10 protein-coding genes and 2 riboswitches are annotated in these 14,499 nt (G+C 66.7%); of the genes, 6 read left to right on the top strand and 4 right to left on the bottom strand.

Features of this window, described 5'->3' with window-relative positions:
• Window positions 1-193 precede the first annotated feature (193 nt).
• Window positions 194-1,819, top strand: a complete 1,626-nt coding sequence (locus tag CEY05_RS13590) for an MmgE/PrpD family protein (RefSeq protein WP_088598862.1) — start codon at window positions 194-196, stop codon at window positions 1,817-1,819.
• Here CEY05_RS13590 and kdsA read toward each other — a convergent pair.
• Window positions 1,816-2,682, bottom strand: a complete 867-nt coding sequence (kdsA, locus tag CEY05_RS13585) for a 3-deoxy-8-phosphooctulonate synthase (protein WP_088598861.1) — start codon at window positions 2,680-2,682, stop codon at window positions 1,816-1,818. The two genes, CEY05_RS13590 and kdsA, sit on opposite strands and share 4 nt — an antisense overlap.
• A gap of 164 nt (window positions 2,683-2,846) precedes the next feature.
• Between kdsA and CEY05_RS13580 the strand changes: the two genes are divergently transcribed.
• On the top strand, window positions 2,847-3,800 hold the full coding sequence (locus CEY05_RS13580) for an NAD(P)-dependent oxidoreductase (RefSeq protein WP_088598860.1): 954 nt from the start codon (window positions 2,847-2,849) through the stop codon (window positions 3,798-3,800).
• Between the two features lie 102 nt (window positions 3,801-3,902).
• Here the strand turns inward: CEY05_RS13580 and CEY05_RS13575 are convergent, their stop codons facing one another.
• Complete coding sequence (locus tag CEY05_RS13575) at window positions 3,903-6,665, bottom strand: hypothetical protein (RefSeq protein ID WP_088598859.1); 2,763 nt, start codon at window positions 6,663-6,665, stop codon at window positions 3,903-3,905.
• Window positions 6,634-7,839 (bottom strand): DUF3142 domain-containing protein, encoded by a 1,206-nt coding sequence (locus tag CEY05_RS13570; protein WP_088598858.1) that lies wholly within the window; start codon window positions 7,837-7,839, stop codon window positions 6,634-6,636. Before CEY05_RS13570 ends, CEY05_RS13575 begins: the two co-directional genes overlap by 32 nt.
• A 108-nt stretch (window positions 7,840-7,947) precedes the next feature.
• Between CEY05_RS13570 and CEY05_RS13565 the strand changes: the two genes are divergently transcribed.
• Window positions 7,948-8,943 carry an aldo/keto reductase gene (locus CEY05_RS13565; protein ID WP_088598857.1) on the top strand — a complete coding sequence of 332 codons (996 nt, stop codon included), beginning with the start codon at window positions 7,948-7,950 and terminating at the stop codon, window positions 8,941-8,943.
• On the opposite strand, the gene CEY05_RS13560 is transcribed toward CEY05_RS13565, so the two are convergent.
• Window positions 8,944-10,182, bottom strand: coding sequence for a D-amino acid dehydrogenase (locus CEY05_RS13560; protein ID WP_088598856.1), 1,239 nt, complete (start codon window positions 10,180-10,182; stop codon window positions 8,944-8,946).
• Between the two features lie 40 nt (window positions 10,183-10,222).
• Window positions 10,223-10,334: riboswitch (glycine riboswitch) on the bottom strand.
• A riboswitch (glycine riboswitch) is annotated at window positions 10,335-10,423 on the bottom strand.
• Between the two features lie 321 nt (window positions 10,424-10,744).
• Here CEY05_RS13560 and CEY05_RS13555 point away from each other — a divergent pair.
• From CEY05_RS13555 to CEY05_RS13545, 3 genes are all read left to right on the top strand, one after another.
• Window positions 10,745-11,731: a DUF3829 domain-containing protein gene (locus CEY05_RS13555; RefSeq protein WP_233161512.1), complete on the top strand. Its 987-nt coding sequence runs from the start codon at window positions 10,745-10,747 to the stop codon at window positions 11,729-11,731.
• A gap of 230 nt (window positions 11,732-11,961) precedes the next feature.
• Window positions 11,962-12,183 carry a hypothetical protein gene (locus tag CEY05_RS13550; protein ID WP_088598854.1) on the top strand — a complete coding sequence of 74 codons (222 nt, stop codon included), beginning with the start codon at window positions 11,962-11,964 and terminating at the stop codon, window positions 12,181-12,183.
• Window positions 12,184-12,214: 31 nt separating this feature from the next.
• A complete protein-coding gene (locus CEY05_RS13545; protein WP_088598853.1) occupies window positions 12,215-14,425 on the top strand; it encodes a phosphocholine-specific phospholipase C in 2,211 nt (736 codons plus the stop codon).
• The last annotated feature ends 74 nt before the right edge of the window (window positions 14,426-14,499 follow it).

Here is a 14,499-nt window from a genome sequence, read left to right as displayed (position 1 = left end):
ACCGGGCATGTGTCTGTTCCTCCCAGGACGCGGACGGGCACCGGCTATTGCCTTGCTCGATCCAGCCGGATTGAAGTTGAACCAAATGGCTCCGCTTGCGGAGCCATTTCAGTTTGAATTCAAGGTTTTTTGAGTAGAAAGGCGCACGCGACAACAGAAGCACGGCGCCGCCGGCATCGCGAGGAGACGACACATGCTGGACCACACCAAGAAGATGGCAACCAACCAGGCGGCCACGAACGAGCAGGCCAAGGACGAGCAGACCCCTGGGCTCACCCGCCGCCACTTCCTGCAGGCCGGCATGCTGGCCGGCGCGGCGCCCGCGCTGCTGGCCGCGGCACCGGCGCGGGCCGCGGACGCTGCGACCACCCCCGCTCCCGCAGGCGATGCGAAGGGCGCGGCAACACCCGCCGCGAAAAGCGACGCTAAAGCCAAGCCGGAGGGTAATGGGCAAGGCAAGGAACAGGACACCAAGGGCGGCCAGACGGTGACCTTGGCCGCCTACGGCGCGGCCCTGCGCTACGAACAGATCCCGCCGGACGTCCTGCAGCGCGCCAAGGACGCCATGACGGATGCGGTGGCCACCATCATCTATGGGGCCGAACTGCCCTGGAGCAAGATGATCATCGCGTATGCGCGCCAGAATGGATCGGGAGGTAAAAGCCAGATCCTGGGCAGCGGCACGCAGCCCGTGCATCCGCAGATGGCGGCCCTGGCGCAGGGCGCGATGGCGCACGCGTTCGAACTGGACAACCTGACCAAGCCGGACAGTGGCGCGCATCCTGGCGCGGCCCTGTTTTCCTCCGGCCTGGCGATGGCGCAGGACAAAGGCCTGGGCGGCAAGGCGCTGCTGGCGGCCTTCGTGGCCGGGGCCGAAGTGATGCTGCGTATCGGCTATGCCACCAAGCACACCAATGAAGAGCGCGGTTTCCATGCGCCCGGCACGACGGGGCCTTTCGGCGGCGCGGTGACCGTGGGGCATCTGCTGGGCTTCGACCAGGCGCATATGGTCAATGCCATGGGCATCGCCGGCTCTTGCAGCGGCGGCCTGCTGGCCTTCGCCCACGCGGGCAACGGGGCCATGGTCAAGCGCTTGAATGTCGGCCGTGGCGCCGAGGGCGGCGTGGTGGCAGCGGATCTGGCGGCCCAAGGGTTCACCGGCCCCAGCACGGTGCTGGAGGGCGAAGGAGGATTCCTGCGCGCCTTCTGCCCTGAATACGATCTGGCCGAATTGACCAAGGGCCTGGGCAGCACCTACGAGACCATGAACATCATGATCAAGCGCTACGCCTGCCACATCACGGCGCACACGCCCGTGGAGGCGATACTGGGCCTGCGCAAGGCGAACGGTTTCAAGGCAGAGGATATCGACCGCATCACCGTCGCCGGCAGCCCGCGCATGACCACGGTCAACAATATTCCCAAGCCGGCCGATTCCTTGCTGGCGCAGTTCAGCATTCCTTTCTGCGTGGCGCTGGCCATGTATCGCAATCCGGTCGACCCGCGTTCGTTCGACGAGAAGGTGGCGCAGGACCAGCAGATCCTGGCCTTGACCCAGCGCGTGAGCATGGAGCTGGCGCCGGGACAGAAGAACAACGACCTGGCCAGCACGGTGACGGTCAAGCTGAAGGACGGCCGCGAATTCAGCAGCCACGTCACTGCCTTCACCGGCACGCCGGAGCACCCGCTGGACCGCGCCGGCCTGCGCGAGAAGTTCATGCTGCTGACGCGCAGCCATCCGGAGGCCGCCATGGCCAGGCTGTTCGACCGCATCCAGGGCCTGGAGAAGGAAAAGAACCTGGACTGGCTGCGGGTCTAGGCAATATCCAGGGGCGGGAAGGACTTGACCAGGTCGTCCAGACGCTTGATCTGCGTCAGGAAAGGCTCCAGCTGATCCAGCGGCAATGCGCTGGGGCCGTCGCACTTGGCGTTGTCCGGATCGGGATGCGCCTCCAGGAACAGGCCGGCCAGGCCGACGGCCATGCCGGCGCGCGCCAGCTCCGCCACCTGCTCGCGCCGCCCGCCCGAAGCAGCGGCGCCGGCGGCGCGCTGTTGCAAGGCATGCGTGACGTCGAAAATCACCGGCAAGCCGTTGGAGCCTTTCTTCATCACGCCGAAGCCCAGCATGTCGACCACCAGGTTGTCATAGCCGAAGGCGGTGCCGCGATCGCACAGGATGACCTGCTGGTTGCCGGCTTCCTGGATTTTCTCGACCACGTTCTGCACCTGGCTGGGACTGAGGAACTGCGGCTTCTTGACGTTCACCACGCGGCCCGTCTTGGCCAGCGCCACCACCAGATCGGTCTGGCGCGCCAGGAAGGCGGGCAGTTGCACGACGTCGGCAACCTCGGCCACGGGCGCGGCCTGCCAGGTTTCGTGCACGTCGGTGATGACCGGCACGCCGAATTCCGCCTTGACCGCTTCGAAGATCTTCAAGCCTTCTTCCATGCCGGGGCCGCGATAGGAATGGATGGAAGAACGGTTGGCCTTGTCGTAGGAAGCCTTGAACACGTAGGGAATGCCCAGCTTTCGCGTGACTTTCTGGTAGTGCTCGCAGGACCGCAAGGCCAGCTCGCGCGACTCCAGGACATTGATGCCGCCGAACAGCACGAAGGGCCGGTCATTGCCGCAGGCGATGTCCGGCGTGATGGAAATGGTTTGTTGGGTCGGTTGTTGGGCCATGAGACGCTACCTGAAAGGCGGAGATCCGGGCAGTATATCGCCGGCCGCGCCTGGTCCGGCGCCGGGTTCGGTGCTTCCCCCGGGCGGCGTGATCAGCGTCCTTTCAGGCCGCCTCGGACACAATCGGCTCGCCCCTTCATAACCATTCCTGCCAGGGACCCCCCATGCAAAGGCAATTGCTGATCCTCATCGAAATCAAGCAGACCAACCTGACCGTCTTTGAGGAAGCCGGTTTCCAGCTGCATTTTGCCGTGACGCCGGCCGCGCGCGCGCAATTGCCGGCCGAGTTGGCGGCCACCATCGATGCCGTGGTGACCAACGGTTCGACCGGCTTCGAAGCCCATGAAATGGCCGCCATGCCGCGCCTGCGCATCGTCTGCGCCCTGGGCGCCGGCTACGAAAAAATCGACGTGGCGGCAGCCCGGGCGCGCGGCATCGCCGTCAGCAATGGGCGGGGCGCCAATGACAACGCGGTGGCGGACCACGCGCTGGCGCTCATGCTGGCGGCGGCGCGCGGCATCGTGCAAAACGATCAGGTGGCGCGCGGCGGCAATTGGGGCGCCAGTTCACGCATCGAACGGCCGACGCTGCATGACAAGAAACTGGGCATCCTGGGGCTGGGCACCATCGGCCGGCAGATCGCCCGCCGCGCGGCCGGTGGTTTCGATATGGCCGTGGGTTATCACAACCGCCGCCCGGTCGAGGACGGCGGCAGCATGGTCTATTTCGACAGCCCGATGGCGCTGGCGTCCTGGGCGGATTTCCTGGTGGTGGCGACACCGGGCGGCGCTGCCACGCATCATCTGGTCGACGCGGCGGTACTGGGCGCGCTGGGACCGGATGGCTTCCTGGTGAATATCGCGCGCGGCAGCGTGGTCGATACGCAGGCGCTGCTGGCGGCGCTGCATGCCGGCACGATCGCGGGCGCCGCGCTGGACGTGGTGGAGGGCGAACCCGACGGCATGCTGCCGGAGGTTTTCCGCGCGCCCAACCTGACCTTTACCCCGCACATCGCGGGCCGCTCGCCGGAAGCCCTCGCCGCCACCGTCAAGCTGGCGACCGCCAATTTGCTGGCGTGTTTCGAGGGCCGGCCCTTGGTCACGCCGGTGGATGGCTGATTACGCTCTCACGCATAGGCCTGCCGCGCCTGTACCAGCAAGGCGGGGACGATGTCCGGGCCGTAGTGCCGTTCGAAATGCCCGACGATGCCCTTGAGCATGTTATGCCTGTGCGCGGCGGCGCCAGTAAAGGGCGGCGGTGAGGGCGGCCAGGGCCGCTATGCCGGCGCCGGCGGTTTCGGCGGGGTGGCGTTCGATCACGCGCCACGCCTGCACGTAGCGAAAGCGCGCGGCGCCATCGAAGTCCGGGTCGGGGCAATTGCGGCCGAAGGTGGCGCCGAAGGGCACCGCGGCGCCATTCTTGACGTACTGCATGTAGATCGCACGGGCGCGGCCGGCATCGTCATCGATGATGAAACGGGTCGCACGGCATAGGGTGGCGGCGTAGGCCTGGGAGCGGGGCGGCAGCAGCTCGGCCGCCTCGACAGCATGATCCGCGGCGACTTCGCGATAGTGGAAGCGCGCGTAAGGCTTCGCCTCCGACGCGGCATAGCGGCGGCGTTCTTCATCGGTAACGTAAGGCCCCGCCAGATCGCGCGCCGCGCGTTTGGCTGGCGTGTCCACACGTGTAGCCGCCCCGGCGCCCGCATTTTGGCCAGCGTCAGCACTTGCCGTGGCCCCGCCTTGGCCGGCGTCAGCCCCCGCCGCCTGGTCCTGCCCCGCCGCGGCGCCTTGCCAGCTGCCGTCCTCGGTGCCGCCGCGGCCAGCGCCGTAGGTGTAGCCGCCGTCATACACGGCATAGTCCGGATCCTGTTCATAGCCCAGCAGATCCATCCCCTGGCGGCGCGCGATCAGCGCGGCGCGATACCAGGCGCGCGCCCGCGTCACATCACGCCACGCATCCCGCGCCTCGTTCAAGGCGGCGTCGTATGCCGCCGCGGCCTGGCGCGCCCGGGTCGGGGTCATCACCATCTGGCCATCCGCCCAAGTGACGTTCATGAAACGCGCGTCGTCGTCCGGCGGGAAATACGCCAGCGCCTGCTGGCGTTGGCCATCGCGCATGAGGCGGCGCGCCAGCAACTGGCGCAGGCGATCGGCCACGGTGACCGGGTGCTGGTAGAGCCAGTTGCTCTGCGCCGTCGCGTCCATGGTTTTCATGTCGACGGCGGGTACCGGCGTGGCAGGCACATGGGCATTCACATAGTCGCGCAGTTCATCCGTGGTCAACACCCGTTCAGCCACGTACGCCACGTCGTTCCAGTAGTCCCCCATCACCGGCCCATCCTCCGGCAGGCTGCCGGGCTGGGCCGCCGTGGCCGCCTGGTACAACTGGTCGAGCGCGTCGACATACTGCCCGCGCGCCAGCGACAGCACTCCCTGTTCGCCTTGCAAGCGCGCCAGGCTGGACGACTCCAGGCTGCCATCGTTTTGCGGGAAGGCCTGCACCGCATGGGCATAGGCTTGCGCCGCCGCCGCGGCGTCGCCCTGGCGGGTGGCCAGCTTGGCCCGCACCCACCAGGCCAGGGGCGTCTGCATACGGGCGGCCAACCGTGCGGCAAGATCGTAGCGACCCACGCGATAGGCCAGCGCGGCGACCCGGTCGGCGCTGTCCAGGCGCGCGGGATCCAAGGTGGCCAGGGCCGCGGTCAGTGCCGTCAATGCCGGGTTGGGCGTGATGCGGGTATCGCCGACACCGGCGTCCGCCATGCCGTGCTGGCCGTTGATGCCTTCGATGGCAAACACGTCGGTGGCGCTGTCCGCCTTGCCGTCGACGATGTCGCCCAGGCGGGCCAGTGCGTAGGTGACCAGCAGGCGTTGCGCAATGGGATCGTCGATCAGGCTGCTGGCGCGCACCGGATTGCCCAGGGCCCAATCGGCCAGGGTGCGCAGCGATTGCAGGCCGCTCTGCGAGCCTTGCGCGGCCTGCTCGGCGTACAGATGAATGGCGCGCTTCATCGCGGCTGGAGAGATGGTGTCGGCGCAGCCGGTCTGGCCATTGATCTCGTCGTTACCGCAAGTGCCGTCGCCGCCTTGCAGATAGAGCAGGGCCTGTTGGCCATAGCTGGCCACGGCCAGTCCCTGGCTGTCGTCGGCACCCGTACGCGCCAGTTGCCGTACCCGCTCATAGGCCCGCGCGACATCTTCGCGCCAGGCGTTTTCAGCGGCCTGTTCGGTCAGCAGGTGACCCGAGGGAGAACGATTCGAAGCGGGTTCTTCAGCCGCGCCCGCAACACCGGCCGGATTGCCGCCCGCGCCCGCCGCTGTCGATGAGGAAGGCGTGCCGGCGGCACCGCCACCGTGGCCCGCATCATCCCCAAGGCCATCATCCGCGGTGACATAGCCCTGTGCCTTCAATTCCGCCAACATATACGCCGCCCACACCGCGCGCGCCGCGCCATCCTGCGCGGGCAGGTCGAGCACGGCCTGGAAGCGGCGCGCCGCCCGTTTGGCGACGACGTTCGGATCCTTGTCGGCGTCCTTGCCGACGTCGTCCGCGGCCGCGTGGGACAAGCGATAGTCCACCGCGCCGGCCGTATACAGGCGCAAGGCCGGCGGCAGTCCCGCGCCCGCCGCATAGGCGGCGTCGCCGTTGGCAGCCTGGCGCACAGCCTTGAGGCGTGCCGCCACGTCGGTGCTCAAGGCCTTGTCCGCGTCATCGGGCGTGCCCTGCGACGCCGGGCTGCCGTAATAGCCTTCCTGGACGTGGAATTTGTCCTTGCTGCTGACCAGATGGCTCACTTCATAAGTGAAGGAGTTGGTCGGCGTGGCGCCCAGCGTACCGCCGCGGTCGTCCAGCAACTGCGGTGGAAAGTCCGGTCCGCAGGCGATGACCAGCGTGCCGCCGGCCAGGCCGGCGAGCAGCAGCGCAAGTCCCAGAGGGCGGCGCGTGCGTTTATTGGGCGAAGGTGAGACGGGGTTGTGCATCGTTGCAGCGTAGCCAGCCGATGTTGCGTTGAAAGTGGGCGCGCAGCAGTCCTTCATGGGTGCTGCGCAAGTAAAGTCCGGCGCTGTCGCGTTCCAGCGCGTAGCCATTGATGCCATCCGCGGCGGCGCAATCACCGGCGATCCGGATGATGCCCGGCAGCGGCGCGTCGCTGTTGCCGCGATTGGCCAGCAGCATATCGCGCGCGGGGCCCGCGCCGTCCAGCGTAATGGTGAGTTCGGATTGCAGCGGCTGGCGCGTCAGCACCGCGCGCCAGGTGGCCAGGCTCCAGGCACGCTGGTCCTGGTCGGTGGGCAGGCGAAACCAGACCAGGCCGGCCAGGCCCGCCAGCTGCCGTTGCCGTTGCCGTCGCTGTTGCTCCAATTCCGCGCTGAACTGCGCCAGCACCTTGGGTTGCGCCACCAGTTCGGCGTCGCGCGAGGACGGCGCCAGGGTGGGGCGTTCGCTTTCCACGGTGAGGATGCGGCCGGCTTCATCCCAGGCCACGCGCGTGCCGTAGCTGGGTAGGGCCACGCGCCACGGCCGCTGGGTGCGGCGCGCATAGTCCTTGACCCAGGCCGCCGCGCGGCGGGGATTGAACAAGCCCAGCGCGGGATCGAGTACCGCGTGCACTTGCAGGATGGAGCTGTCCGGCACAGCCAGTAAAGTGTCCAGGTCGGGGCTCTGCAGCCAGGTCGGCAGGGCGGTGATGGCCAGGGGCACATCCAGCCCGTCACGCAGAAGCCGCAGCAACACGGCATAGGCGGGCAGGCGCGCGGTGGCGCAGTCATAGTCGATTTCGACGCCGCCGATGCGCACCCCCGCGGCGCGCCAGGCCTGCATGCGTTCATGCAGCCGCGCGCGGATGGCGTCCGCGTCCAGCCGGTCGGCGCGGCCATCCAGCCGCAGCACCAGGACGACGGGTTCGCGCAGCGCGGCCAGCGTGGCGTAATCGGGCGCGGTATCGGCCCAGCGGCCGCCGGCGTCCATCTCGGCGCCGAGCACATGCCAGGCCGCCACGATGTCGTCACTGGCGCGCAGCGCCTGCACCAGCGCGGGCGTCCAGGCGCGTTGCCAGACATAGGCGTCGTTGGGCAGGGGCGCGGCGTCCCGTTGGCAGGCGGCCAGCGGCAGGACGAGCAGTAGCAGGGCGCACAGCTGGTAGAGACGCGGCATGATGCGGAAACAGGGATACCCGATGCAACAAGCGGGGGATTCTAGCTCGCGTCCCGTGCCGTGGCCTATGCTTGAGGCATCTGCTTACAGTGTGGACGGATCAATATCATGGAATACAAACGCCTGGGTAATACCGGCATGCTCGTGTCGCCGCTGGCGCTGGGCTGCATGACCTTCGGCGTGCCGGAGCGCGGCACGCACCCCTGGACGCTGGACGAGGAAGCCAGCCGGCCCCTGATCCGCGAAGCGCTGGAAGCCGGCATCAACTTCTTCGATACCGCCAACAGCTATTCGGCCGGTACGTCGGAAGAGATCGTCGGCCGCGCCTTGAAGGAATATGCGCGGCGCGACGAAATCGTGCTCGCCACCAAGGTGTATTTCGGGCCGGGCGATGCCGGCGAGAAGCGGCGGCCGAACACCACGGGGCTGTCGCGCAAGGCCATCTTCGAGGGCATCGACGCCAGCCTGCGGCGCCTGGGCACGGACTATGTCGACCTTTACCAGATCCATCGCTGGGACTACCACACCCCGATCGAGGAAACGATGGAGGCCCTGCATGACGTGGTCAAGGCGGGCAAGGTGCGCTACATCGGTGCCTCGTCCATGTATGCCTGGCAGTTCGCCAAGGCCTTGCATGTGGCCGAAGCCAACGGCTGGACCCGTTTCGTGACCATGCAGAATCACCTCAACCTGCTGTATCGCGAAGAAGAGCGCGAGATGCTGCCGTTGTGCCGCGATGAGGGCATCGGCGTCATTCCGTGGAGCCCGCTGGCGCGTGGCCGCCTGGCGCGCGCCTGGGACGACCGTACCGCGCGCGACGAGAGCGACGCGGTGAGCAAGAAGCTGTATGGCAACACCGAAGAAGCCGACCGCCGTGTCGTCGAAGCTGTCGGCGCCATCGCCGCGGCGCGTGGCGTGCCGCGCGCCCAGGTGGCGCTGGCCTGGGTCATCGGCAAGGCGGGCGTGACGGCGCCCATCATCGGCGCCTCGCGTTCGGCGCAGTTCCAGGACGCCATCGCGGCCTTGCAGTTGCAGCTGACCGAGGACGAGGTGCGTGCCCTGGAAGCGCCTTACGTGCCGCATGTGGTGACCGGCTTCGAGTAGTCAGCCCGGCGGCTGTTCGCTTGCAACCAGGCTGGCGAGTAGCGGCGCCGTGGCGGCCGACAGGGTCCAGCCCAGGTGGCCGTGCCCCGTGTTGTAGTAGACGCCGGGCCGGCGGCCGCGCCGTACCACGGGCATCATGTTCGGCGTCATCGGCCGCAAGCCGCACCATGGCACCACGCGCTGGGTGGCGACGCCGGGGAAGTGCCGCCGGGTCCACTGCACCAGGGGCTCGATGCGATCGGCGCGGATGTCCTTGTTGTAACCGTTGAATTCCGCCGTGCCGGCAACGCGGAAGCGCGCGCCCAGCCGGCTGGTGACGATCTTGGCCGCCTCGTCCAGCAGGCTGACCCGGGGTGCCGCCTCCTCATCGCCGGGCTGGTCCAGGTGCACCGTAATGGAATAACCCTTGACCGGGTAGACCGGCACGCGGTCGCCCAGTGTGGCGGCCAGGGCCTGGCTGGCGGGGCCCGCGCAGATCACCACGGCGTCATGGCTGGCCTGGTCGACGTGGCCGTCGGCGTCGCGCCACTGCACGGTGTGGGCGGCGTTCAGGGCCGCGCTTTCCGGCCTGACCGCCAGCACCTCGCAATCCTGGCGGAACGCCACCCCGCGCCGCGCGCAGGCCAGGGCCAGGCCGCGCGTGAACTTGTGGATGTCGCCGGTGCTGTCCGACGGCGTGTAGAAAGCGCCATGGCACGGGGTGCGCAGCGCCGGCTCGATGGCGCGGGCTTCCGCGGCCGTGACGGCATGGCGTTCCAGTCCGCCACGTTGCAGCAGCGTATTGCCGCGGCGGGCCGCGTCGAAGCTGGCCTGGTCATGGTAGATGTGCAGGATGCCGCGCCGCTCCAGGTCGAAGTCTATGCTTTCCGCTTCCGCCATCGCGAACAGGTGCGCGCGCGCTTCGATGGCCAGGCGCGTGGTGGCCACGGTATTGCGTTCGTGATCGGGGATGTGGCGCATGAAGCGCGCCAGCCAGCCGTATTTGTGCAGGCTGAACGCAGGATTCAGCAGCAAGGGCGCGTCACGGCGGAACATCCACTTCAGGCCTTTGACCAGGGTGGCGGCGCTGTTCCACACCTCGGCGTTGCTGGCCGAGAGCTGGCCGCCATTGGCGTAGGACGTTTCCATCGCTGGATAACGCTGGCGGTCGTAGACGGTGACGTGATAGCCCAATTGCGCCAGGGCATAGGCGGACGTGACGCCGGTGATGCCGGCGCCAAGGATGGCGATGCGGGTCATGGTGACTCCGGGGTAGGGTGGCGGCAGGCCAAGCGGCTGCCGCGCCCCCTCTGTCCACGGTACCTGAGAGTTTCACCGGCGCTGGCCTGGCGGCCAGATGCCGGTTCCCCTTCGGTGGGCGTCATCCGACGCCGCTCTCCAGAGTCTGTCTTGCCCGTCGCGCAGTCCTTTGTGCCTGAGAGTTTCCGGGGCGGTTGCTCCGTCGGCGCCAGCCTGGGCTGGTCTCTCCTGTGCGGCGGTGTGGCGCTGATTATGGCACGAGGTGGCGACGCGCGGGTACCCGGTTGAACACCAGGGTTCCGGAAACGATATGCAACTTAATGCGGGGGAGTGTACTTTTTACACGGCCGCAAAATTCTTCGAAGCCTTCGTTATATTTTTGGATTCATATCGCTTTGAGCGCGATTTGCCGGGCGATGGAAGGAAAAAAGCATGCAGATCGGCGAAGTCTTGTTACGTCGCATGCCGCGTATTTTTGACTGATTTGCTTACTTCGGCAATTTGTCAGCTATGTATCATCCGCCTCGTTACAAATCCTGCTCACCCGAATTGCCGAGGAATCATGATGTTCGCGCTCCCCCGACCCTTCCGCCATGCCCTCGTCCTGGCCGCCGCTTGCGTGCTGGCGGCTTGCGGCGACGACACGGCCAAGTCCGCGGATTCGCCTTCCTCGGCCAAGGCGCAGGCGGCCTCGGCAGATCAGGCCCGGGTCATCAAGTTCAACCAGTATGTCGACACGGCCAACAAGGTGAACAGTTCGTTCAGCGACGCGCTGGACCGCTACAACAAGTACAACGTCCCGGCGGTCAATGCCAAGAAGCCGATCAAGGACTTCACCATCCAGAACGATATCTATATCGATCGCACCAAGGACGGCCTGGAAAAGGCCTTGGCCATGCAGCCGGCCATGCCGGCGCTGGACGGCCCGGCCAAGCCTTTCGCCGACGCCCTTGCCAAGCTGTCGCCGCTGAGCCATGAACTGCAGAACTACGGCGAATCCAAGGGCTACCTGGCCGACGGTGGCGCCAAGGCGCGCGAACTGAGCCCGGCCTATGTGGCCGCGCTGACCGAAGTGGCCAAGCAGGAAGACGCCTTCTACTCCGGCCTGTCGGAGCAGGACTTGCAGAACACCAAGACGGCTTTCGAAAACGCCAAGAAGGACACCGCCGCCTATTACCGCATCGGTCTCGTGTATTGGGGCAAGGCGGCGCAAGGGCAAGCCACTACCTTCATGGCTGGCGAAGGCCTGGGCGAGCATCTGCAGGGCTTCAAGGATGCCATCGGCCAGGTCAACGACATGGGCCAGGGCTACGACCGCAAGGTACGTGAACAGAACCAGAAGGGTTGCCCCAACCTGATGATGCACGTCAACCAATACGTGGGGGATGGCCGCACGGTCATCAGCAGGACGGAAGACGGTACCTACGTCAAGGAGGCCAAGGACCGCTCTCCCGCCATGCAAATGATGCTGCGTCAGCGTGACGATATCCGCAACCTGCGGCAGCACTTCAACAATATCGTCAGTGCCTTGAATACCAACGCCTGCTAGGTCGGTCCGCCAGGGCGAAAGACCCTGGGGCAGCGTGGGATGGGCCCCGACGCTGCCGGACCGCAAAGCGCGCACACGCAAGTGTGCGCGCTTTGTTTTTTGTCACGCCCGATTTCAATCTGCCCGGCTCCCTGTCATTGCGATGTCATCGGCAACGTCGATCATCCGCATGCACATTTTTGGACTTGTGTAATTTTGTGCAAGTTCATCCGACCCCTACGGAGCCCTGCATGACCGAAAGTTTCCTGGACCGGCAGCCACGCGCGCGCCTGTCATCCGTCGTACGCGCGCTTGCCGCCGCGTGCGCCGTGGCGCTGATGCTCAGTGCCTGTGGCGGCGATCACGACGATGACGACAAGAACAATAGCGGTGGCGACACCACCACGCCGACCAATCCCTCCGATCCGAGTACGCCGACGACGCCCGAGCCGGTGTTGCATTGCGCGCCCTGACCCGTCCACGCCCACAGACATCACAGCCGACATGATCGACAATTCCAAACGAGATTTCCTGCGCAAGACGGCAGGCGTGACCGCGGCCGGCGCCGCCCTGAACCTGTTCCCGCCCAGCATTCGCCGCGCCCTGGCGATTCCGGCGAACAACCGCACCGGCACCATCAAGGACGTCGAGCACGTGGTGATCCTGATGCAGGAAAACCGCTCCTTCGACAACTACTTCGGCACGCTGGCCGGCGTGCGTGGCTTCGGTGACCGCTTTCCGATTCCCCTGCCCAGCGGCTTCAACGTGTTCCAGCAGCTCGATACCGACGGCAAGCCGGTGCTGCCTTACCATCTTGACCAGTCGGCCGGCAACGCCCAGCGCGTCGGCGGCACGCCGCACAGCTGGACCGATGCGCGCGACGCGTGGGACAAGGGCCGCATGTACCAGTGGCCCAAGTACAAGAACCAGCAGTCGATGGGCTATTTCACCGAAGCGGAAGTGCCTTTCCAGACGGCGCTGGCCAATGCATTCACGGTTTGCGACGGCTATCACTGCTCGCTGCACGGCGGCACCAACACCAACCGCCTGTTCCACATGACCGGTACCAACGGCGCCACGACCACGGGCCAGGTGGTGGTGAACAACGTGTTCGACGGCTTGAACAGCACCGACTCGCTGGTCAACGGTTTTGACTGGACCACCTATCCGGAACGGCTGGAAGCCGCCGGTGTATCGTGGATCGTCTACCAGAACATGCCGGACAACTTCACCGACAACGCCTTGATCGGTTTCAGGAACTACCGCAACGCCAACCTGGCGTCGGGCAAGCCGGTGTATAGCGACCAGGCGGCGGGGACCAGCCCTGCGTACGACCCGTCCACCGACAACGCCGGCAATCCGCTGTACAAGGGCATCGCCAACACCATGCCAGATGGCGGCCTGCTGGGTACGTTCAAGCAGGACATCCTGGACGGCAAGCTGCCGCAAGTGTCGTGGATCGTGGCACCGGAAACGTATTCGGAGCACCCCGGACCGTCGAGCCCGGTGCAGGGGGCGTGGTATGTGCAGGAAGTGCTGGACGCGCTTACCGCCAATCCGGATGTGTGGTCCAAGACCGTGCTGTTGATCAACTTCGACGAGAACGACGGTTTCTTCGACCACGTGCCGCCGCCGTGCGCGCCGTCGATCGACCAGGCCACCGGTACCTCCCACGGCAAGTCGACGCTGAGCACGGCCGACATGTCCTATGAGTACTACACGCATCCGAACGTGCCGGGCACCAGCATGCCCGCGCAGGATGGCGACTGCTACGGCCCCGGTCCGCGCGTGCCCGTGTGGGTGGTTTCGCCCTGGAGCCGCGGCGGCTGGGTCAACTCGCAGCAGTTCGACCACACCTCCGTGCTGCGCTTCCTGGAAACGCGCTTCGGCATCGCCGAAACCAACATCAGCCCGTATCGCCGCGCGGTGTTCGGCGATCTGACGTCGGCCTTCAACTTCTCCACCCCCAACGACGAAGCCCTGCAGACGCTGGCCGGCCGCAAGACGCAGGTGCAGGCCGATGCGTTGCGCACGGCGCAGGAAGCCCTGGCCGCCGTCGCCTTGCCCAGCCCGCAAAAGCTGCCCAACCAGGTCCTGGGCACGCGGCCTTCGCGCGCGCTGCCTTATGAGTTGCATACCAGCGCCCGCACCGACGCCACCGCGGGTACCGTGCAATTGATCTTCGCCAACACGGGCACCCAGGCCGCCGTGTTCCATGTGTACGATCGCCTGCACCTGGACCGCATTCCGCAACGTTATGTGGTGGAAGCGGGCAAGCAGCTGGATGACACCTGGAATGCCTGGTCGGACAACGGCGGCGCCTACGATCTGTGGGTGTTGGGCCCGAACGGCTATCACCGTGCCTTCGTCGGTGACCTGAGCGTCGAGCGCGATGCCACCGTGCCGGTGCCCGAAGTGCGGGTCTGCTATGACGTGGCCAACGGCAACGTCTACCTGACGCTGATGAATCGTGGCGCCGGCACGGCCACGTTCAACGTGCGGGCCAAGGCTTATCGCAACGATGGGCCCTGGAACGCGTCGGTCGGCGCCGCCGCCACGCAGGACATCCATTGGGACCTGAGCGACAGCAGCGCCTGGTACGACTTCGTCGTTACCTGCCCCAGCCAGCCGACCTGGTCGCGCCGCTTTGCCGGCCGCGTGGAAACCGGCAAGCACGGCATCAGCGATCCGGCCATGGGCGAAGGCGACTTCTAAGCCACCTGGCGCCACGGATCTGCACGCGCCAGCGTGAAACGGGCCCGCCGGTTTACCGGTGGGCCCGGTGCCGT

The organism is Achromobacter sp. HZ34 (assembly GCF_002209485.1).
In the GTDB taxonomy this organism is placed as follows: domain Bacteria; phylum Pseudomonadota; class Gammaproteobacteria; order Burkholderiales; family Burkholderiaceae_B; genus Bordetella_C.
This window is presented reverse-complemented; position numbering and strand designations above follow the sequence as displayed.

Bases quoted from the DNA above. Each gene is read 5' to 3' on its own strand.
- CEY05_RS13590 (WP_088598862.1), top strand. From the start codon at position 194: ATGCTGGACCACACCAAGAAGATGGCAACCAACCAGGCGGCCACGAAC.
- kdsA (WP_088598861.1), bottom strand. From the start codon at position 2,682: ATGGCCCAACAACCGACCCAACAAACCATTTCCATCACGCCGGACATC.
- CEY05_RS13580 (WP_088598860.1), top strand. From the start codon at position 2,847: ATGCAAAGGCAATTGCTGATCCTCATCGAAATCAAGCAGACCAACCTG.
- CEY05_RS13575 (WP_088598859.1), bottom strand. From the start codon at position 6,665: ATGCACAACCCCGTCTCACCTTCGCCCAATAAACGCACGCGCCGCCCT.
- CEY05_RS13570 (WP_088598858.1), bottom strand. From the start codon at position 7,839: ATGCCGCGTCTCTACCAGCTGTGCGCCCTGCTACTGCTCGTCCTGCCG.
- CEY05_RS13565 (WP_088598857.1), top strand. From the start codon at position 7,948: ATGGAATACAAACGCCTGGGTAATACCGGCATGCTCGTGTCGCCGCTG.
- CEY05_RS13560 (WP_088598856.1), bottom strand. From the start codon at position 10,182: ATGACCCGCATCGCCATCCTTGGCGCCGGCATCACCGGCGTCACGTCC.
- CEY05_RS13555 (WP_233161512.1), top strand. From the start codon at position 10,745: ATGATGTTCGCGCTCCCCCGACCCTTCCGCCATGCCCTCGTCCTGGCC.
- CEY05_RS13550 (WP_088598854.1), top strand. From the start codon at position 11,962: ATGACCGAAAGTTTCCTGGACCGGCAGCCACGCGCGCGCCTGTCATCC.
- CEY05_RS13545 (WP_088598853.1), top strand. From the start codon at position 12,215: ATGATCGACAATTCCAAACGAGATTTCCTGCGCAAGACGGCAGGCGTG.